This is a genomic window from Pseudomonas sp. Tav-5-1A (assembly GCF_055755055.1).
The window spans coordinates 606007-626096 of the sequence record NZ_CM146901.1; the positions used below are offsets into that span (position 1 = coordinate 606007).

Genomic DNA, 20090 nt, shown 5'->3' on the forward strand with positions numbered 1-20090 from the left:
CATGGAAAATAACCAGCCGATAATCATCAAGCGCGTCAAGCGCTTCGCCGGCGGCCACCACGGCGGTGCCTGGAAGATCGCCTTCGCCGACTTCGCCACGGCGATGATGGCGTTCTTCCTGGTGCTGTGGTTGCTGTCCACCGCCACCCCGGAGCAGAAACTGGCCATCGCCGGCTACTTCCAGGACCCGGTGGGCTTCTCCGAGAGTGGCTCGCCCTACATCATCGACATGGGCGGCACGCCTAAGCTGGCGCCGGACAAGACCCTGAACCCGGACATCGAGAGCTCGCCGCCGACGCCGCAGACGCCGGACAAGATCAACGAGAACGACGCCGAGGCCGCTGCCGAGAAGATCGACCAGGAACGCCTGAACCTGCTGTTGCAGGAGCTGCAGAACAAGGTCGACCAGAACCCGCAGCTGCAGAAGTTCAAGGACCAGATCCTCTTCGAGATCACCCAGGAAGGCCTGCGCATCCAGATCATGGACGCCGAGAACCGGCCCATGTTCGACACGGGCAGCGCACGCCTGAAGCCGTATTTCGAAGACATCCTGCTGGCCATGGCCGACACCATCAAGGCGGTGCCGAACAAGATCAGCGTCAGCGGCCACACCGACGCCCAGCCATATGCCGGGCAGGGCGACTTCGGCAACTGGGAGCTGTCGGCCAACCGCGCCAACGCCGCGCGTCGCGCGCTGGAAGGTGGCGGTTACCCGGATGACCAGGTGGCGCGCGTGGTGGGTTATGCCTCTTCGTCGCTGTTTGACCGCAAGAACCCGCTGAACCCGGTCAACCGCCGCATCGACATCGTGGTGTTGACCAAGAAGGCCCAGCGCGAGATTGAAGGCGAGACCAAGCCGGATGCGCCACCCGCAGCGCCTGGCGCAGATGGCAAGCCTGCCGCGCCGGCTGCCCCAGGCGCCGCCGGCAAGCCGGGCGCCGCCATCGACCCGAACGCTCCGGTGCAGCCCCACGAGCTACGCCAGAAGCTGAACCTGTTCGAAGACGGCACGCTGAAAATGGACGAGCCGGCCAAGTAAGCCGCCGGCACTTCCCCCAACGCCCGCCCCGACCCTGTCGCGGCGGGCGTTGTGCGTTTCAGGCATGCAGGGTGATGGCGCCGACGATGGTGCGGGTGCTCCAGCCGCATTCGGCGTTGGCGGCGTTGCGCACCGTGGGCGAAATACGTTCCGGGCCGAACGGCTTGACGGCGATGATGGGCTTGCCTAGCCGTTGCGCGACCTCGATTTCCTTGTCGATCCACTTGCCGAAGGTGGGGTACACCCCGGCCATGATCACCAGTGCCGAACAGGGCCGCAGGTGCTCGACGATGGCCTGTTCGAAGGCCTGCGCGTCCAGCTCGATCACCGGGTGCGGCGCCGGCACGCTATGGCCCTGGAAGGTGAACGCAGGCTCCATCTGCAGCAGGTCCTGCAGGCGTTCATAGGCGTCCGAGTAGCGCCAGGATTGGCTGATGAACAGGTGATAGGTCGACATGGCAGTCCCTTTCCGTCGTGATGAATGGCGGGGCTGACAATCGTTCAGATGTGTTTCATGGGGCAATAGATGGCAGGAAAAAGAGACCGTTCCTACATCACACGGTAAAAATTCCTACAGAAATTTCCTACAGGCACAGCTTGCCCGTAGCAGCTGCCGCAGGCTGCGTCGCTTCTGCGAGCGACGCGGCCTGCGGCCGCTGCTACAGGGGAGGTGGGTTAGTAGCTGTCTTCGGGCAGGCTGGCGATGATCGAGCGGTAGCTGTTCATCCGCTGCTGCTGCACGCGGCCTTCTTCCAGCGCCTTGAGCAGCGCGCAGCCTGGCTCGCGGTCGTGCTTGCAGTCGCGGAAGCGGCAGCGGCCAAGCAGGTCGTCGAACTCGATGAAGCCCGCTTCCACGTCCGCGCGGCTCACGTGGCCCAGGCCGAATTCACGAATACCGGGGGAGTCGATCAGCTCGCCGCCGCCGGGGAAGTGGAACAGCCGCGCGGTGGTGGTGGTGTGGGTGCCCTGGCCGGACAGCTCCGACAGCGGGCCCACGCGGGTCTGCACTTCCGGCAGCAGGCTGTTGACCAGGGACGACTTGCCGACACCCGACTGGCCGACGAACACGCTGATGTGCCCGTCCAGCTGCGCCTGCAACTGCTGCATGCCGTCGCCATGGTGGGCCGACACTTCCAGTAGCGGGTAGCCCAGCTGGCGGTACACGGCCAGCAGCGCGTTCAGCGCCGGGGCGTTCTGCTCGTCGATCAGGTCGGCCTTGTTCAGCAGCAGCAGCGGGCGGATGCCGGCGTGCTCGGCGGCCACCAGGTAGCGGTCGATGAGGTTGGCGTGCGGCTCGGGCATGGGCGCGAAGACGATCACGATCAGGTCGACGTTGGCCGCCACCGGCTTCAGCTGGCCACGGCTGTCGGGCCGGCACAGCTCGGTGGTGCGCGGCAGCTGCGCGACGATCACGCCGATGCCCTGGTTGCCGGCGCGCCACACTACGGTGTCACCGGTCACCAGTGCCGGCAGGTTGGCCCGCAGGTGGCAGCGGAATACCTGGCCCGCCAGCTCGCCTTCCTGGGCTTCCACCTCGACCTGCACGCCGAAGTGGGCGATGACCAGGCCGGTCTGCTCAGGGCCCAGGTCGCCGCCTTCCAGCACCTCGAGGGTGTGGGACTCGCGTTTGGCGGCACGCGCGGCGCGCTCGCCCTGGATTTTTTCGATGCGCCAGTTCTGGCGACGGTTGAGCTGGCGTTTGGCCATGAGTGTTCCGTGCAGGGGGTAATTAAAACGGCGACGAGTTTAGCATGCCCGGCTGAGCTAAACTGCGCAGTCAAGCCGAGGAGCCCCCACATGCAAAACGCGAACAACCTGATCTGGATCGACCTGGAAATGACCGGCCTGGACCCGGACAGCGACGTCATCATCGAAATGGCGACCATCGTCACCGACAGTGACCTCAACACCCTGGCCGAAGGCCCGGTCATCGCCATTCACCACAGCGACGAAGTGCTGGCGCGCATGGACGAGTGGAACACCCGCACCCACGGCAACTCGGGCCTGACCCAGCGCGTGCGCGAAAGCAAGATCAGCATGGCCGAGGCCGAGGCCCAGACCATCGCCTTCCTGGAACAGTGGGTACCCAAGGGCAAGTCGCCGATCTGCGGCAACAGCATCTGTCAGGACCGCCGCTTCCTGTACCGCCACATGCGCGGCCTGGAAACCTACTTCCACTACCGCAACCTGGACGTCTCCACCCTCAAGGAACTGGCCGCGCGCTGGGCGCCGGAGGTGAAGGACAGCTTCAAGAAAGGCAGCACCCACCTGGCCCTGGACGACATCCGCGAATCCATCGCCGAGCTGCAGCACTATCGTCAGCATTTCATCAAGTTCTGACCCGCACACCGCGCCCGTCAATTACGCAAAAAACCTGTAGCAGCGGCCGCCAGGCCGCGTCCCAGGCGCCGCGGTCATGGCGTTGCAGGCTCAGGCACGCGCAGCGTGCTGCTTCAACGCCCACTCCACATGCTCGCGCACCAGCTCCGACGGGTAATCGCGCCGCGCTTCCAGCGCTTCCAGCACCGGAATGGTCGACGGCGCGTTTCCCAGCCCCACTGCCAGGTTGCGCAGCCAGCGCTCGTAGCCGGCGCGGCGCAGGGGCGAGCCCTCGGTGCTGTTGAGGAATTTCTCTTCATCCCACAGGAACAGCTCCGCCAGCCCGGCGTTGTCGAGGTTGTGCCGCGGCTTGAAGTCGCTTTCCCCGGTGGGCCGCGCGAAGCGGTTCCATGGGCAGACGATCTGGCAGTCGTCGCAGCCGAACACGCGGTTGCCGATCAGCGGTCGCAGGTCCTCGGGTATGGCGGTCTTCAGTTCGATGGTCAGGTACGAGATGCACCGGCGCGCGTCCAGTACGTACGGCCCGACGAAGGCGTTGGTGGGGCAGATGTCCAGGCAGGCGCTGCAACGGCCGCAGTGCTCGGTGGCATGCGGTTCGTCCACCGGCAGCGGCAGGTCGACGAACAGTTCGCTGAGGAAGAAGTAGCTGCCGGCCTTGCGGTTGAGGATCAGGGTGTTCTTGCCCAACCAGCCCAGGCCGGCCTGTTCGGCGATGGCTTTTTCCAGCACCGGGGCGCTGTCGACGAAGGCGCGGAAGCCAAACGGGCCGATGGCCTGCTGGATGCGGTCGGCCAGCTGTTGCACGCGCTTGCGGATCAGCTTGTGGTAGTCGCGGCCCAGGGCGTAGCGCGAGATGTAGGCCTTCTCGGGCTGGGCCAGCAACTGCGCCATGGCCGTGTCGCCGGGCAGGTAGTCCATGCGCAGCGACACCACGCGCAAGGTGCCCGGCACCAGTTCGTCGGGGTGCGAGCGCTTGCTGCCGTGGGCGCCCATGTACTCCATGTCGCCGTGGTAGCCGGCGTCCAGCCAGCGTTGCAGGTGGTGTTCGTGCTCACCCAGGTCCAGGCCGGCGATGCCGACTTGCTGGAAGCCCAGTTCGCGGCCCCATTCCTTGATGGAGAGGGCCAGGGCGGGGAGATCGGCGGTAAGGGCGGACATGCGAAGAGGGAAACCGGTGCTGAGGTAGGTATAATTCTGCCAGACATCGCCAGCGAACGTTCAAACATGCCACTGCCAGACGACGATATGCCCGACTTGCTGTACAGCGCGGCCCAGGTGCGCGCGCTGGATGCCGCCCTGATCGCGGCCGGTACCGATGGTTTTGAATTGATGCAGCGCGCCGCCCACGGCGCCTGGCGCGCCTTGCGCCGGCGCTGGCCAGAGGCTGGCGAGATCACTGTGTTGACCGGCCACGGCAACAATGCCGGCGACGGTTTCCTCATGGCCGCCCTGGCACGCCGCGCCGGCTGGGCGGTGACGGTGTTCGCGGTGGGCGACACCTCGGCGCTGAGTGGCGACGCCGCCAGTGCGCTGGCCGAGGCCAGGGCGGCCCAGGTGGACATCCTCCCGTGGCTGCCAGGCGTGGCCTTGCGGGGCGTGCTGGTGGACGCGCTGCTGGGCACCGGGCTCAAGGGCGCCGTGCGCGCGCCGTACGCCGAAGCCATCGAGGCGATCAACGGTAGCGGCCAGCCAGTGCTGGCGGTGGATATCCCCTCGGGGCTGTGCGCCGACACCGGCCAGGCGTTGGGCCAGGCGGTGCACGCCGACCTGACCGTGACCTTTATCGGCCTCAAGTTCGGCCTGTTCAGCGGCCAGGCCGCCGATCACGTCGGCCAATTGCTGTTCGATAGCCTGCAGGCCGACGCCGCCATCGTCGCCGCCAGCCCGGCCGTGGCCCGGCGCCTGAGCCCGGCGTCGCTGCCGCGGCCGGCGCCGCGGCCCATGACCGCGCACAAGGGCCAGTACGGCCAGGTGCTGGTCATCGGCGGCGACCACGGCACTGGCGGCGCCACCCTGATGAGCGCCGAGGCCGCGTTGCGTAGCGGCGCCGGTATGGTCAGCCTGGTCACCCGCGCCGAACACGTGGCCGCGGCGCTGACCCGCCTGCCCGAGGTGATGACCCTGGGCGTGCATTCGTCCAACCAGCTGCTGGACCCGCTGGACAAGGCTGACGTACTGGTAGTCGGCCCCGGGCTGGGCCAGGCCAGCTGGGGCCGCAGCCTGTTGTCCATTGCCGCCACTGGCTCTCAAGCCCAGGTCTGGGATGCCGACGCATTGAATCAGCTGGCGCAGGGGCTGGTGCGTCTGCCGGCTGGCTCGATCATCACCCCGCATCCCGGCGAGGCGGCGCGTCTGTTGGGCGTGACCACGGCCCAGGTGCAGGCCGACCGTGCCCACGCGGCGCTGGCCTTGGCCAAGAAGTTTTCAGCAATTTGTGTATTGAAGGGCGCCGGCAGCCTGGTCGCCGCCCCCGACGGCCGCCTGGCCCTGTGCGCCCACGGCCACCCGGCCATGGCTACGGCCGGCCTGGGCGACGTGCTGGCCGGTGTGCTGGGGGCGCTTCTGGCCCAGCACCTGGCCCCGTATGATGCCGCCTGCCTGGGCGTGTGGCTGCATGCCCGCGCCGGCGAGCAGCAAGGTGTGAATGGCCGCGGGCTGGCGGCCACCGATCTGATTCCAGCCATTCGTCAGTTGTTTGAGGAGTTGTCCCCGTGTCTGAAGTAGAGCTGTTTCTGGGCGATGAAAACGCCATGGTCGAGTTTGGCGGGCGCCTGGCGAAGATTACCCAGGCGGTGGGGGTCATTTTCCTCGAAGGCGACCTGGGCGCAGGCAAAACCACGCTCTCCAGGGGCCTGATCCGCGGCCTGGGGCACGAGGGCGCAGTGAAAAGCCCGACCTTCACGCTGGTGGAACCTTACGAGTTCCCGAGCTTTCGGGCCTATCATTTTGATCTGTATCGCCTTGTCGATCCCGAAGAACTGGAATTTCTTGGCATTCGGGATTACTTTGAAGGTGACGCTCTCTGTCTGATTGAGTGGCCTCAGCGTGGCGCGGGCTTTTTGCCAAAGCCTGACCTGACCATTACCATACGCCCCCACGCGGGCGGCCGTTCACTGACTCTGACGCCACAGGGCGCGCGTGGCGAGTCGTGGTGTGCCGTCCTGGCACAGGAAATCAAATAATTTTGGGTGGGTGTCTGTATGCGCATTCGCGCGCTGGTCGCGTTCGTGGGGTTGCTGTTGGCGACAGTTGTCGTCGACGCGTTTGCGGCTTCTCAGGTCAAGAGCGTTCGCCTGTGGCGAGCGCCGGATAACACGCGCCTGGTGTTCGACCTGTCGGGGCCGGTGGAACACAGCCTGTTCACCCTGCAGTCCCCGGACCGCCTGGTCATCGACATCAACGGCGCCACCCTGGCCGGCCCCTTGAACCTGCCCATCGCCAACACGCCGATCACTTCGGTGCGTTCGGCCCAGCGCACGCCCACCGACCTGCGCGTGGTCATCGACCTGAAGAAGGCGGTGACGCCGAAAAGCTTCTCCCTGGCGCCCAACCAGCAGTACGGCAACCGCCTGGTGGTCGACCTGTTCGACAACGCCGCCGACGCCGCGCCGCAGCCGCCGGAACCCACCGTGGCCACCACCCCGGCAGTACCGGTGACGCCTGCGCAGCCGGCCATCAAGCTGGCGCCGGTGCCCAACGGCAAGCGTGACATCATCGTCGCCATCGACGCCGGCCACGGCGGCGAAGACCCGGGTGCCTCGGGCTCGCGCGGCCAGCACGAAAAAGACATCACCCTGCAGATCGCCCGCGAGCTGCAGCGCCAGATCAACGGCGAGAAAGGCTTCCGCGCCGAACTGACCCGCACCGGCGACTACTTCATCCCGCTGCGCCAGCGCACCGAAATCGCCCGCAAGAAAGGCGCCGACCTGTTCGTGTCCATTCACGCCGACGCCGCGCCATCCTCGGCGGCCGTGGGCGCCTCGGTGTTTGCCCTGTCCGAACGTGGCGCTACTTCCGAGACCGCGCGCTGGCTGGCCGACAGCGAAAACCGTTCCGACCTGATCGGTGGCGCCGGGGCCGTGAGCCTCGACGACAAGGACAAGATGCTCGCGGGCGTGCTGCTGGACCTGTCCATGACCGCCTCGCTCAGCTCCAGCCTCAACGTCGGCCAGAAGGTGCTGAGCAATATCGGCCGTGTGACGCCGCTGCACAAGGCGCGGGTCGAGCAGGCCGGCTTCATGGTGCTGAAGTCGCCGGATATTCCGTCGATCCTGGTGGAAACCGGGTTCATCTCCAACGCCGGCGAGGCGGCCAAGCTGCAAAGCTCCAGCCACCAGCAGGCCCTGGCCCGTTCCATCACCAGCGGTGTGCGCCAGTTCTTCCAGCAGAACCCGCCACCGGGTACCTACATCGCCTGGCTGCGTGACAGCGGCAAGCTGGCCCAGGGCCCCACCGAGCACGTGGTGCGCCCCGGCGAAACTCTGCCGATGCTGGCCGTGCGCTACAACCAGTCGGTGGCTACCTTGCGCAGCGCCAACAACCTCACCACTGACGAGCTGAAGATAGGCCAGACCTTGAATATCCCGGCCACTGTACTGGCGGCCCAGCAATGACGTCGTCTGCACGCATCGAGCTGCTAAGCCCGCGGCTCGCCAACCAGATTGCCGCCGGTGAGGTGGTCGAGCGCCCGGCCTCGGTGATCAAGGAGCTGCTGGAAAACAGCCTGGACTCCGGTGCCCGGCGCATCGACGTGGAAGTCGAGCAGGGCGGCGTCAAGCTGCTGCGCGTGCGCGACGACGGCGGCGGCATCGCCTCCGACGACCTGCCGCTGGCGCTGGCGCGTCACGCCACCAGCAAGATCCGCGACCTGGAAGACCTGGAACGGGTGATGAGCCTGGGCTTCCGTGGCGAGGCCCTGGCCTCGATCAGCTCGGTGGCGCGCCTGACCCTGACCTCGCGCACCCGCGATGCCGACCAGGCCTGGCAGGTGGAAACCGAAGGCCGCGACATGGCCCCGCGCGTGCAGCCGGCGGCGCACCCGGTGGGCACCTCGGTGGAAGTGCGCGACCTGTTCTTCAACACCCCGGCGCGGCGCAAGTTCCTCAAGACCGAAAAGACCGAATTCGACCACCTGCAGGAAGTGATCAAGCGCCTGGCGCTGGCGCGTTTCGACGTGGCCTTCCACCTGCGCCACAACGGCAAGACCATCCTCAGCCTGCACGAGGCCAACGACGAGATCGCCCGCGCGCGCCGCGTGGCGTCCATCTGCGGCCCGGGCTTCCTGGAGCAGGCGCTGCCCATCGAGATCGAGCGCAACGGCCTGCACCTGTGGGGCTGGGTGGGCTTGCCGACCTTCTCGCGCAGCCAGGCCGACCTGCAGTATTTCTTCGTCAACGGCCGTGCCGTGCGCGACAAACTGGTGGCCCACGCGGTACGCCAGGCCTACCGCGACGTGCTGTTCAACGGCCGCCACCCGACCTTCGTGCTGTTCTTCGAGGTCGACCCCACGGTGGTCGACGTCAACGTGCACCCTACCAAGCACGAAGTGCGCTTCCGTGACGGGCGCATGGTGCACGACTTCCTCTATGGCACCCTGCACCGTGCCCTGGCCGACGTGCGTCCCGAAGACCAGCTGCCCACGGCCGCTGCCGTCGAGCCCGTGGCCCGGCCCAGCGGCCTGGCCGCCGGTGAATTCGGCCCCCAGGGCGAGATGCGCCTGGCCGCCAACCTGCTCGAACAACAGCAGCAGGAGCCCGCCAGCCGCGGCTACAGCAGCAGCTCGGGCGCCGGCTACCAGTACGTGCCGCGCCCGGCGCAGCCCATGCCCACGGCCGAGACCCAGGCCGCCTACCGCGAATTCTACGCGCCGCTGCCCCAGCAAGCCGGGGTTGCCGCGCCAAGCCTGCCCGAGGGGCAGGGCGATATCCCGCCGCTGGGCTACGCGCTGGCGCAGCTCAAGGGCATCTATATTCTTGCCGAGAACGCCCAGGGCCTGGTGCTGGTGGACATGCACGCCGCCCACGAGCGCATCATGTATGAGCGCCTGAAGGTGGCCATGGCCAGCGAAGGCCTCAGCGGCCAGCCGCTGCTGGTGCCTGAGTCCATCGCCGTCAGCCAGCGCGAGGCCGACTGCGCCGAGGAACACGCGGGCTGGTTCCAGCGCCTGGGCTTCGAGCTGCAGCGCCTGGGCCCGGAAAGCCTGGCCATTCGCCAGATCCCGGCGCTGCTCAAGCAGGCCGAGGCCAACCGCTTGGTGCACGATGTGCTGGCCGACCTGATGGAATACGGCACCAGTGACCGTATCCAGGCGCACCTGAACGAACTGTTGGGCACCATGGCCTGCCACGGCGCCATCCGCGCCAACCGGCGCCTGGCCATCCCGGAAATGAACGGCCTGCTGCGCGACATGGAAAACACCGAGCGCAGCGGCCAATGCAACCATGGCCGACCGACCTGGACCCAGATGGGCCTGGATGATCTGGACAAACTATTCCTGCGTGGCCGTTGATTGCGATGAGTGCGTTACCCCCTGCGATATTCCTGATGGGCCCCACGGCCGCCGGCAAGACTGACCTGGCCATTGAACTGAGCAAGGTGCTGCCCTGCGAGCTGATCAGCGTCGACTCGGCGCTGGTCTACCGCGGCATGGACATCGGCACCGCCAAGCCTTCCAAGGCGCTGCTGGCCGCCCACCCGCACCGCCTGATCGACATTCTCGACCCGGCCCAGGCCTATTCCGCCGCCGAATTCCGCGCCGACGCCCTGCAGGCGATGGCCGAGATCACCGCGCGCGGAAACATCCCGTTGCTGGTTGGCGGCACGATGTTGTATTTCAAGGCGTTACTGGATGGCCTGGCCGACATGCCGGCCGCCGACGCCGCCGTGCGCGAGGAGCTCGAAGCCATGGCCCAGGCCGGCGGGTTGCAGGCCTTGCACGATGAACTGGCCCGCGTGGACCCGGTATCGGCGGCGCGCATCCACCCCAACGACCCCCAGCGCCTGATCCGTGCACTGGAGGTTTACCGGGTAAGCGGTTCCAGCATGACCGAGCACCGCGCGCGTCAATCTGCGCAAAGTACCGACGCAGGCGCTCCGGGCGGCGGTCAATTGCCCTATACTGTTGCCAGCCTGGCGATCGCGCCAACCGATCGCAAGGTGCTGCACGACCGTATTGCCCTGCGTTTTCGGCAAATGCTGGAACAGGGCTTCGTCGACGAGGTCAGAGCCCTGCGTGCCAGAAGTGACTTGCACGCGGGCCTGCCGTCTATACGTGCGGTGGGGTATCGCCAGGTCTGGGATCATCTGGATGGCAAGCTGAGCTCGGTGGAAATGCAGGAGCGGGGCATCATCGCTACACGCCAACTGGCCAAGCGACAGTTCACCTGGCTTAGAAGCTTCGGTGATCTTCACTGGCTGGACAGTCTGGCTTGTGACAATCTGCCACGCACCTTGAAATACCTTGGAACGGTCTCCATATTGAGCTGAGTCCTTGTAATTGCCGTCTATCCTTGGGGTGAGACGGCCTAAGCCATCATTTTTTCTGATTTTTCTTACTATTGATCCTTAAAGGAGTGCGGCACATGTCAAAAGGGCATTCGCTACAAGACCCTTACTTGAATACATTGCGTAAAGAGAAGGTCGGTGTTTCGATCTATCTCGTTAACGGTATCAAGTTGCAAGGTACGATCGAATCGTTCGACCAGTTCGTGATTCTGCTGAAGAACACCGTCAGCCAGATGGTCTACAAGCACGCTGTCTCCACCGTCGTTCCCGTACGCCCGATCCGTCTGCCTAGCGCAACCGAATCCGAGCATGGCGACGTCGAACCAGGTAACGCCTGATAGGAGTCTGCTTTGTTCTTTGAGCGCCACGGTGGTGGTGAGCGGGCAATTCTCGTTCACTTGGATGGTCAGGACCCTGAGGCGCGCGAAGATCCGCAGGAGTTTCAGGAGCTGGCCACGTCGGCCGGCGCCGAAACTGTCGCGTTCGTCAACGTGGCGCGGCATCAGCCCACGGCCAAATACCTGATTGGCAGCGGCAAGGTCGAGGAATTGCGCGACCGGGTCAAAGCCGAACAGGTAGATCTGGTGATTTTCAATCACACCCTCACACCTTCCCAGGAACGTAACCTCGAGCGTGCTTTCGAGTGTCGCGTGCTGGACCGTACCGGTCTGATCCTGGATATCTTCGCCCAGCGGGCGCGCACCCATGAAGGCAAGCTGCAGGTGGAACTCGCCCAGCTCGAGCACATGAGTACGCGACTGGTTCGCGGCTGGACCCACCTTGAGCGCCAGAAAGGCGGTATCGGCCTGCGTGGCCCGGGTGAAACCCAGCTGGAAACCGACCGCCGCCTGCTGCGGGTACGCCTGCGCCAGATCAAGGGCCGGCTGGAGAAGGTGCGCAGCCAGCGCGAGCAGGCCCGTCGTGGCCGGCGCCGTGCCGACATCCCTTCGATTTCACTGGTGGGCTACACCAACGCCGGCAAATCGACCCTGTTCAACGCCGTGACCTCGTCCGAGGTGTACGCCGCCGACCAACTGTTCGCCACCCTCGACCCGACCCTGCGTCGCCTCGAGCTGGACGACCTGGGGCCGGTGATCCTCGCCGACACCGTGGGTTTCATTCGCCACCTGCCGCACAAGCTTGTCGAGGCTTTCCGGGCTACGCTCGAAGAGTCGAGCAACTCCGACCTGCTGCTGCACGTGATCGACGCCCATGAGCCGGAGCGCATGGCGCAGATCGAACAGGTGATGGCGGTGCTCACCGAGATCGGTGCCCAAGGGTTGCCGATCCTGGAGGTGTATAACAAACTCGACCTGCTTGAGGGGGTAGAGCCGCAGATCCAGCGCGATGCCGACGGCAAGCCGCAGCGGGTCTGGGTTTCGGCGCGTGACGGGCGTGGCCTGGACCTGGTGAAACAGGCCGTGGCGGAGCTTCTGGGTGACGACCTGTTCGTCGGCACCCTGCGCCTGCCGCAACGCATGGGGCGCCTGCGAGCGCAGTTCTTCGAGATGGGTGTGGTGCAGAGCGAGACGCATGACGAGGAGGGCGCCAGCCTGCTGGCGGTGCGCGTGCCTCGTGTCGAACTCAACCGTCTGGTCAGCCGGGCAGGGATGGAACCGCTGGAATTCATCGAGCAACACACTTTGCAATAAAAGCCCTGCAATGCGGCGATGCCGCGAGCTCGGGCATTCTGTAGCATTGGTTGGCGCGCCGTGGGTGCGTCTTTGCTTTATCAGATGGAGAGCGCTATGGCTTGGAATGAGCCGGGTGGCAACTCGAACAATCAGGATCCTTGGGGTGGCAAGCGCCGTGGGGGCGACCGCAAGGGGCCACCGGATCTCGACGAAGCCTTCCGAAAGCTGCAGGAAAGCCTGAACGGTTTGTTCGGTGGTGGAAAAAAACGCACGGGTGATGGCGGCGGTTCGTCCAGGGGCGGTGGCTTCGGCCTGCTCGGGATCGGGCTGGTCGTGCTGGCGGCTATCTGGCTGTACAGCGCCATCTACGTGGTGGACGAGCAGGAGCAGGCCGTGGTGCTGCGCTTCGGCAAGTACTACGAGACCGTCGGTTCGGGCCTGAATATCTACTTCCCGCCCATCGACAAGAAGTACCTGGAAAACGTGACGCGCGAGCGTACGTACACCAAGCAGGGGCAGATGCTCACCGAGGACGAGAACATCGTCGAGGTGCCGCTGACCGTGCAATACCGCATCAGCAACCTGCAGGACTTCGTGCTTAACGTCGACCAGCCGGAAGTCAGCCTGCAGCACGCCACCGACAGCGCCCTGCGCCACGTGGTGGGGTCCACCACCATGGACCAGGTGCTGACCGAGGGCCGCGAGCTGATGGCCAGCGAGATCAAGAAGCGCCTGCAGGGCTTCATGGACACGTACAAGACCGGTATCACCATTACCCAGGTCAACGTGCAGAGCGCGGCCGCCCCGCGTGAAGTCCAGGAAGCCTTCGACGACGTGATCCGTGCCCGTGAAGACGAGCAGCGTTCGCGCAACCAGGCCGAGACCTACGCCAACGGCGTGGTGCCCGAGGCCCGTGGCCAGGCGCAGCGCATCATCGAGGACGCCAACGGCTACCGCGATGAAGTGGTGTCGCGCGCCAAGGGTGAGGCCGACCGCTTCACCAAGCTGGTGACCGAGTACCGCAAGGCACCGGAAGTCACCCGCCAGCGCCTGTACCTGGAAACCATGCAGGACGTCTACAGCAACACCAGCAAGGTGCTGGTGAGCAGCGAGAAAGGGGGTAACAACCTGATCTACCTGCCGCTGGACAAGATGGTCAATGCCAGCCATGGCCCAGCGCCAGTGGCGTCGGGCAGCGTGACGCCGTCGGTGACCGACGCGGCGGGCGCCCGTGCAGCGGCCGATCTGCAACAGCAACAACGTGAACTGCGTTCCAGGGAGAGTCGCTGATGGGCAATAAATCACTGATCGCCCTGATCGTTGGCGTGGTACTGGCCATCGTGGCGTGGAACAGTTTCTACATCGTGTCCCAGACCGAGCGCGCCGTGCTGCTGCGCTTCGGCCGCGTGGTACAGGCCGATGTAGCCCCCGGCCTGCACGTGAAAGTGCCGTACGTGAACCAGGTGCGCAAGTTCGACGCACGCCTGATGACCCTCGACGCCCCGACCCAGCGGTTCCTGACCCTGGAGAAGAAAGCGGTGATGGTCGACGCGTACGCCAAGTGGCGCGTGAAGGACGCCGAGCGTTTCTACACCGCTACCTCGGGTATCAAGCAGATCGCCGACGACCGCCTGTCCCGCCGCCTGGAATCGGGCCTGCGTGACCAGTTCGGCAAGCGCACCCTGCACGAAGTAGTGTCGGGCCAGCGTGACGAGTTGATGGCGGGCATCACCGAGTCGCTGAACAAGATGGCCAATGACGAGTTGGGCATCGAAGTCATCGACGTGCGGGTGAAGGCCATCGACCTGCCGAAGGAAGTCAACAAGAGCGTCTTCGACCGCATGAGCACCGAGCGCGAGCGTGAAGCCCGCGAGCACCGCGCCAAGGGTAACGAGTTGGCCGAAGGCATCCGTGCCGACGCCGATCGTCAACGCCGCGTGTTGCTGGCCGAGGCCTATCGCGAGTCCGAGGAAGCCCGCGGTGACGGCGACGCCCAGGCGGCCGCCATCTACGCCAAGGCCTACGGCCAGGACCAGGAGTTCTACTCCTTCTACCGTAGCCTGCAGGCGTACCGTCAAAGCTTCTCCAACAAGAGCGACGTGCTGGTGCTGGACCCAAGCAGCGATTTCTTCCGCTACATGGAAAAGTACAAGCCGTGATGAAGGTACCCGCCGGGCGGTCAAATCGCCCGGCGGGGTGACCAAATCTGAAAACGTGTTATGATGCGGCAGCCGGGAAATTCCCGGCTTTTTTGCGTCTGCAAGATCGATTGGCCCTTCGTGCCAGTCTTTTGCATAGTGTTTCAAACTGTTTCCAAAGTAATCGAGGGCAATGGCTCAAGCAGGCAGGGCGGCATGAAAACCGCCGCACGTTGCCTCGCCGTTGCCTGCTTCACTCAAGGCTCGCAAGAACGCGTGCCGCCCGGATCATAGGGGAAAGGCGTAATGGCAACGGTAGACCGCTGGCTGCTGCCAGATGGCATCGAAGAAGTACTGCCGCCGGAAGCGGCGCGCATCGAAGTAGCGCGTCGCCAGGTGTTGGATCTGTTCCAGAGCTGGGGCTACGAGTTCGTCGTCACCCCGCATATCGAGTACCTGGAGTCGCTGCTTACCGGCGCCGGCCAGGACCTGGATCTGCGCACCTTCAAGGTCGTCGACCCGCAATCCGGGCGCCAGATGGGCTTCCGTGCCGACATCACCCCGCAGGTGGCGCGCATCGACGCCCACACCCTGCGCCGTGAAGGCCCGAGCCGCCTGTGCTACGCCGGCAGCGTGCTGCACGCCCAGCCGCGTGCCCTGTCGTCCTCGCGCAGCCCCATCCAGCTGGGTGCCGAGCTGTACGGCGACGCCAGCCCGAGCAGCGATGTCGAAGTCATCAGCCTGATGCTGGCTATGCTTCAACTTGCAGACGTGCCGGATGTGCACATGGACCTGGGCCACGTGGGCATCTACCGTGGCCTGGCCCGCGCCGCCGGCCTGTCGGGCAGCGTCGAGCAGCAGCTGTTCGACGCCCTGCAGCGCAAGGCCATCGACGAAGTCATCGCCTTGACCGAAGGCCTGCCGGCCGACCTGGCGGCCATGCTGCGTGCCCTGGTGGAGCTGTGCGGTGGTTCGGAAGTGTTCGCCGAGGCGCGCGTGCGCCTGGCCAACGCCCCGGCCCCGGTGATCGCGGCCCTGGACGACCTGCAAGCCATCGCCGAGCGCCTGGCTGCGCGTTTCCCCGAGCTGCCCCTGTATTTCGACCTGGGCGAGCTGCGCGGCTACCACTACCACACCGGTGTGGTGTTCGCGGTATTCGTCCCGGGTGTCGGCCAGTCGATCGCCCAGGGCGGTCGGTATGACGATATCGGCGCCGACTTCGGTCGTGCGCGCCCGGCAACGGGGTTCTCCACCGACCTCAAGACCCTGGTTACCCTGGGTCGCGCCGAAGTGGAACTGCCTAGCGGTGGCATCTGGATGCCAGACAGCACCGATGCGGCACTCTGGCAGCAGGTCTGCCAGCTGCGTCGTGAAGGCCAGCGTGTGGTCCAGGCGTTGCCTGGGCAGGCGTTGAGCGCGGCCGTCGAGGCCGATTGCGACCGCCAATTGATTCAGCAGAACGGGCTGTGGCAGGTACTGCCGCTGGCTTCTTGAGTTTTCCTGCCGGCCAACGCCGGCACCAAGTTTGCGCGAATGAGGACAAGTGTCATGGGTAAGAATGTCGTAGTCCTGGGCACCCAGTGGGGTGATGAGGGCAAAGGCAAGATCGTTGATCTGCTGACCGAACATGCAGCCGCCGTAGTGCGCTACCAAGGTGGCCACAACGCTGGCCACACCCTGGTGATCGACGGTGAGAAAACCGTCCTGCACCTGATTCCGTCGGGCGTGCTGCGCGAAGGCGTGCAGTGCCTGATCGGCAACGGCGTGGTGGTAGCACCCGACGCCCTGCTGCGTGAGATCGTCAAGCTGGAAGAGAAGGGCGTACCGGTGCGCGAGCGCCTGCGCATCAGCCCATCCTGCCCGCTGATCCTGTCCTACCACGTGGCCCTGGACCAGGCCCGCGAGAAAGCCCGTGGCGAGCTGAAGATCGGCACCACTGGCCGCGGCATCGGCCCAGCGTACGAAGACAAGGTGGCACGCCGTGGCCTGCGCATCGGTGACCTGTTCCACCGCGAGCGTTTCGCCGCCAAGCTGGGCGAGCTGCTGGACTACCACAACTTCGTCCTGGTGAATTACTACAAAGAGCCGGCCATCGACTTCCAGAAGACCCTGGACGAGTGCATGGAATACGCCGAGCTGCTGAAGCCGATGATGCTCGACGTCACCGCCGAACTGCACGAGCTGCGTCGCGCTGGCAAGGACATCATGTTCGAAGGCGCCCAGGGCTCGCTGCTGGACATCGACCACGGTACCTACCCGTACGTCACCAGCTCCAACACCACGGCTGGCGGCATCGCCACCGGTTCGGGCGTGGGTCCGATGTACCTGGACTACATCCTGGGCATCACCAAGGCCTACACCACTCGCGTCGGTTCGGGCCCGTTCCCTACCGAGCTGTTCGATGACGTCGGTGCCTTCCTGGCCAAGCGTGGCCACGAGTTCGGTGCCACCACCGGCCGTGCCCGTCGTTGCGGCTGGTTCGACGCCGTCATCCTGCGTCGCGCCATCGACGTCAACAGCATCTCGGGCATCTGCCTGACCAAGCTGGACGTGCTGGACGGCCTGGAAACCATCAACATCTGCGTGGGCTACAAGAACGCCGACGGCGCCGTCATCGACGCGCCGACCGACGCTGACAGCTACATCGGCCTGGAGCCGGTGTACGAGCAGATGCCAGGCTGGAGCGAGTCGACCCTGGGCGCCAAGTCCCTGGACGAACTGCCAGCCGCTGCCCGTGCGTACATCAAGCGCATCGAAGAGCTGGTCGGCGCGCCGATCGACATCGTTTCCACCGGCCCGGACCGCAACGAGACCATCGTGCTGCGTCACCCGTTCGCCTAAGAAACGCTGAGTTGCACCACAAAGGGCCCCTATGGGGCCCTTTGTCGTTTCTGCCTGCTGTGCGGCATGGCGATTGCTGGGAGGATTCCTTGTCGGTGCCATCATTTTGATGGCCTCCCCGGAGCAAGAGGAATCACCCGTGTCGGCCGTACTTTCTCTTCTGCGCAGTCGTTTGCTGCGGCCCGTGTTCATTACCCTGGGCGTTGCCCTTTTGGTGCAGGTGCTGGTAGCCGTTGCGCTGACCCGGAGCACCGTGGGCGCGCTGGAAACCGATTTGGGCCTGCGCCTGCAGTCCGATACCCATCAACTTACCGACCAGCTCGACCAGGCAGGCAAGGAAGTCAGCGCAGGCCTGGACGGCCTCTCGGCCAGCACCCGCCAGCGCCTGAGTGCCGGGTTGTCCTCGCGCCTTGAAGAAGAGCAGGGGCAGATACGCACTACCCTGGAGCAGGACCTCAAGGACTCCGCCAACGCCATGGCCCAGCTGCTGGCTTCGGTAGCGCCGCGGGCCATCTGGGACAACGACGTGCCCACCTTGTCCGAATTCGCCCGCCAGGCCCAGCGCAACCCCAGCGTGCTGTTCGTGATTTACGACGACGCCCAGGGCGAGCACCTGACCCGCTACCTGAACCGCGAAAACCCCATCAACCAGGCCCTTTTGGCCAAGGGCGCCGGCGAGCGGCCGCTGGACAAGGTGCTGGACGCGGCGAAGAACGATCCGTCGGTGTACTACGTGGAAGCCTCCATCAACCCTAATGGCGCAGAGATCGGCAAGGTGCGCATGGGCGTTTCCACGGCCAATGTCGAGGCCCAGCTGGGCGCGCTGGACAAGCGCTTCGCCGCCCTGATCGCCAGCGGCGACCAGTTGGTGGGCGACAGCCTGCTGGGCGCCTCCGCAGACAGCTCGAAGGCCTTGAGGGCGCGCCTGGAAGCGGCGCAGGGCAGCGCTGCGGCCATGCAAGGCAACGCCACCCGCAGCGTGCAGGAGGCGGCGGCTACCCTGCGCTGGCGCATCGGCATGGCCTTGGCGCTGGTCGGCCTGGGCGTGTTGCTGCTGGTGGCGGTAGTGCTTGGCCGGCGGGTGGTGAGCAAGCTGCGCCTGCTGATCGCCGCGCTCAACGATCTGGCCGCGGGGGAGGGCGACCTGACCCGCCGTGTGCGCCTCGACAGCCATGACGAAATCGGCGACATGGCGGCGGCGGTCAACCGCTTCGTCGACAAGCTGCAACCCATTGTGCGCGAGGCGGGTGACGTGGCCCAGCGCACCGGCCAGGAGATCGACCTGATGGCCCGGCGCAACGCCGGCGCCGACGCGGCCGCCCAGTTGCAGAGCAATGAAGTGGCCGCCAGCCTCCAGGCGCTGTCGACCATGGCTGATGAGGCCCAGGCCGAAAGCCGTGCCATGCAGTCGGCGTTGCAGCAGGTGGCAGAAATACGCACCGCCACTGACGCCAACACCCAGGCCTCGGCGCAGGTGGGCGGCCTGATCGAGGCGCTGGCCGGGCAGGTGCAAAACGGCTCCCAGGTCATCGAGCGGCTGGCCGAGCAAAGCCAACAGATTGAAGTGGTGCTCAGCGTGATCCAGAGCATCGCCGAACAGACCAACCTGCTGGCCCTGAACGCCGCCATCGAGGCGGCGCGGGCGGGCGAGACCGGGCGTGGCTTCGCGGTAGTCGCCGATGAAGTGCGGGCGCTGGCCAGCAAGACGCAAAGCTCCACCGGTGATATCCAGGCGCACATTGCTGCGCTGCAATCGGGCGCCCGTGAAGCGGTGACCGCCATCAGCCAGGCCGGGCGCCAGGCCGGCGAAGGTTTGCTGGTGCTGCGCGACAGCGCGCGGTTGCAGCAAAGCGTGCAGGCGTCGGTGGAGCAGGTGCATGCGGCGATAGGCCTGGCCACCCGTGCAGCGGAACAGCAGGCTGATGGCGCGCAGGCGGTGAAGGGCAGGGTGGAAAATATCCACGCCCAGGCACAACGCGCGGCGAAGGTGGTGGCTGACACCACGGCCAGCAGCAAGGTGCTGGATGACCTGGCTGCGCAACTGCGCGCCAGCATCGGCCAATTCAAAGCCTGACACCAATCCCTCGTAGCAGCGGCCGCAGGCCGCGTCCGGGGGATTGGTGTTCTGGAGGGCAGAAACGCAAAAACCCGCTTTCGCGGGTTTTTGAGATGATTCAGAGATCGTTGATCTGTGAATCTGAATTGGTGCCCAGAAGAAGACTCGAACTTCCACGACCGTAAGGTCACCAGCACCTGAAGCTGGCGTGTCTACCAATTTCACCATCTGGGCAGCTACTTCGACGTTGTCCGTCGTTGTGGTGCGCACTATACGGAGGGTTCGAACACCTGTAAACCCCCGAAAACACTTTTTTTCAAAAATTTCTCAAAGAATCTTTTCAGACCCCTGAAACGCAAAAACCCGCTTTCGCGGGTTCTTGTGAGTGGCTCAAGATGTTGTAATCTCAAGCCAGAAATTGGTGCCCAGAAGAAGACTCGAACTTCCACGACCGTAAGGTCACCAGCACCTGAAGCTGGCGTGTCTACCAATTTCACCATCTGGGCATCATCTTCAGCGCGTTTGCGTTGTCGATGGCG

Annotated in this window: 17 protein-coding genes, 2 tRNA genes and 1 pseudogene; 15 read left to right on the forward strand and 5 right to left on the reverse strand. The window is 65.3% G+C overall.

The genetic code is table 11. The features are described from left to right. Position 1 precedes the first annotated feature (1 nt). The gene (motB, locus tag AC0J42_RS02805; RefSeq protein ID WP_473005195.1) at positions 2 to 1039 is read left to right on the forward strand and encodes a flagellar motor protein MotB; all 1038 of its coding nucleotides are present in this window, start codon (positions 2 to 4) and stop codon (positions 1037 to 1039) included. 58 nt (positions 1040 to 1097) lie between these two features. Here the strand turns inward: motB and AC0J42_RS02810 are convergent, their stop codons facing one another. Next, a complete protein-coding gene (locus AC0J42_RS02810) occupies positions 1098 to 1496 on the reverse strand; it encodes a TIR domain-containing protein (protein WP_473005196.1) in 399 nt (132 codons plus the stop codon). 218 nt (positions 1497 to 1714) lie between these two features. After that, complete coding sequence (gene rsgA, locus AC0J42_RS02815; protein WP_473005197.1) at positions 1715 to 2746, reverse strand: small ribosomal subunit biogenesis GTPase RsgA; 1032 nt, start codon at positions 2744 to 2746, stop codon at positions 1715 to 1717. A gap of 90 nt (positions 2747 to 2836) precedes the next feature. On the opposite strand from rsgA, the gene orn reads away from it, so the two are divergent. Further along, complete coding sequence (gene orn / locus AC0J42_RS02820) at positions 2837 to 3379, forward strand: oligoribonuclease (protein ID WP_416422148.1); 543 nt, start codon at positions 2837 to 2839, stop codon at positions 3377 to 3379. 90 nt (positions 3380 to 3469) lie between these two features. On the opposite strand, the gene queG is transcribed toward orn, so the two are convergent. Continuing rightward, a complete protein-coding gene (queG, locus tag AC0J42_RS02825) occupies positions 3470 to 4537 on the reverse strand; it encodes a tRNA epoxyqueuosine(34) reductase QueG (protein WP_473005198.1) in 1068 nt (355 codons plus the stop codon). 66 nt (positions 4538 to 4603) lie between these two features. Here queG and AC0J42_RS02830 point away from each other — a divergent pair, with 66 nt between their 5' ends. The 13 genes and pseudogenes from AC0J42_RS02830 to AC0J42_RS02890 all read left to right on the forward strand — a co-directional run bounded on the left by AC0J42_RS02830 (position 4604) and on the right by AC0J42_RS02890 (position 19569). Further along, positions 4604 to 6103: an NAD(P)H-hydrate dehydratase gene (locus AC0J42_RS02830; protein WP_473005199.1), complete on the forward strand. Its 1500-nt coding sequence runs from the start codon at positions 4604 to 4606 to the stop codon at positions 6101 to 6103. Next, the gene (gene tsaE, locus AC0J42_RS02835) at positions 6091 to 6561 is read left to right on the forward strand and encodes a tRNA (adenosine(37)-N6)-threonylcarbamoyltransferase complex ATPase subunit type 1 TsaE (protein ID WP_416422153.1); all 471 of its coding nucleotides are present in this window, start codon (positions 6091 to 6093) and stop codon (positions 6559 to 6561) included. Before AC0J42_RS02830 ends, tsaE begins: the two co-directional genes overlap by 13 nt. Before the next feature lie 6 nt (positions 6562 to 6567). Further along, positions 6568 to 7992, forward strand: coding sequence for an N-acetylmuramoyl-L-alanine amidase (locus AC0J42_RS02840; protein WP_416422154.1), 1425 nt, complete (start codon positions 6568 to 6570; stop codon positions 7990 to 7992). Continuing rightward, entirely contained in the window at positions 7989 to 9887 is a 1899-nt protein-coding gene (mutL, locus tag AC0J42_RS02845; RefSeq protein ID WP_473005200.1) for a DNA mismatch repair endonuclease MutL, read from the forward strand. Before AC0J42_RS02840 ends, mutL begins: the two co-directional genes overlap by 4 nt. Positions 9888 to 9892: 5 nt before the next feature. Beyond that, positions 9893 to 10864: a tRNA (adenosine(37)-N6)-dimethylallyltransferase MiaA gene (gene miaA / locus AC0J42_RS02850; protein WP_473005201.1), complete on the forward strand. Its 972-nt coding sequence runs from the start codon at positions 9893 to 9895 to the stop codon at positions 10862 to 10864. Between the two features lie 95 nt (positions 10865 to 10959). Further along, on the forward strand, positions 10960 to 11220 hold the full coding sequence (gene hfq / locus AC0J42_RS02855) for an RNA chaperone Hfq (RefSeq protein WP_008368554.1): 261 nt from the start codon (positions 10960 to 10962) through the stop codon (positions 11218 to 11220). A 12-nt stretch (positions 11221 to 11232) separates the two neighbouring features. Further along, positions 11233 to 12534, forward strand: coding sequence for a ribosome rescue GTPase HflX (gene hflX / locus AC0J42_RS02860; RefSeq protein ID WP_416422157.1), 1302 nt, complete (start codon positions 11233 to 11235; stop codon positions 12532 to 12534). Between the two features lie 96 nt (positions 12535 to 12630). Further along, the gene (gene hflK / locus AC0J42_RS02865) at positions 12631 to 13806 is read left to right on the forward strand and encodes an FtsH protease activity modulator HflK (protein ID WP_416422158.1); all 1176 of its coding nucleotides are present in this window, start codon (positions 12631 to 12633) and stop codon (positions 13804 to 13806) included. Further along, entirely contained in the window at positions 13806 to 14675 is an 870-nt protein-coding gene (gene hflC, locus AC0J42_RS02870) for a protease modulator HflC (RefSeq protein ID WP_416422159.1), read from the forward strand. Before hflK ends, hflC begins: the two co-directional genes overlap by 1 nt. A 285-nt stretch (positions 14676 to 14960) precedes the next feature. Next, positions 14961 to 16148: an ATP phosphoribosyltransferase regulatory subunit gene (locus tag AC0J42_RS02875; protein ID WP_416422160.1), complete on the forward strand. Its 1188-nt coding sequence runs from the start codon at positions 14961 to 14963 to the stop codon at positions 16146 to 16148. 54 nt (positions 16149 to 16202) lie between these two features. Next, the gene (locus AC0J42_RS02880; protein ID WP_027979707.1) at positions 16203 to 17495 is read left to right on the forward strand and encodes an adenylosuccinate synthase; all 1293 of its coding nucleotides are present in this window, start codon (positions 16203 to 16205) and stop codon (positions 17493 to 17495) included. A 1018-nt stretch (positions 17496 to 18513) separates the two neighbouring features. Beyond that, a pseudogene (locus AC0J42_RS02885) lies at positions 18514 to 18663 on the forward strand (hypothetical protein); the annotation flags it as partial. A gap of 201 nt (positions 18664 to 18864) precedes the next feature. Continuing rightward, complete coding sequence (locus tag AC0J42_RS02890) at positions 18865 to 19569, forward strand: methyl-accepting chemotaxis protein (protein WP_473006807.1); 705 nt, start codon at positions 18865 to 18867, stop codon at positions 19567 to 19569. Between the two features lie 129 nt (positions 19570 to 19698). Here the strand turns inward: AC0J42_RS02890 and AC0J42_RS02895 are convergent. Both AC0J42_RS02895 and AC0J42_RS02900 read right to left on the reverse strand, forming a co-directional pair. Beyond that, positions 19699 to 19785 (reverse strand) — tRNA-Leu (locus tag AC0J42_RS02895). 185 nt (positions 19786 to 19970) lie between these two features. Further along, positions 19971 to 20057, reverse strand: a tRNA-Leu gene (locus AC0J42_RS02900). Between the last annotated feature and the right edge of the window lie 33 nt (positions 20058 to 20090).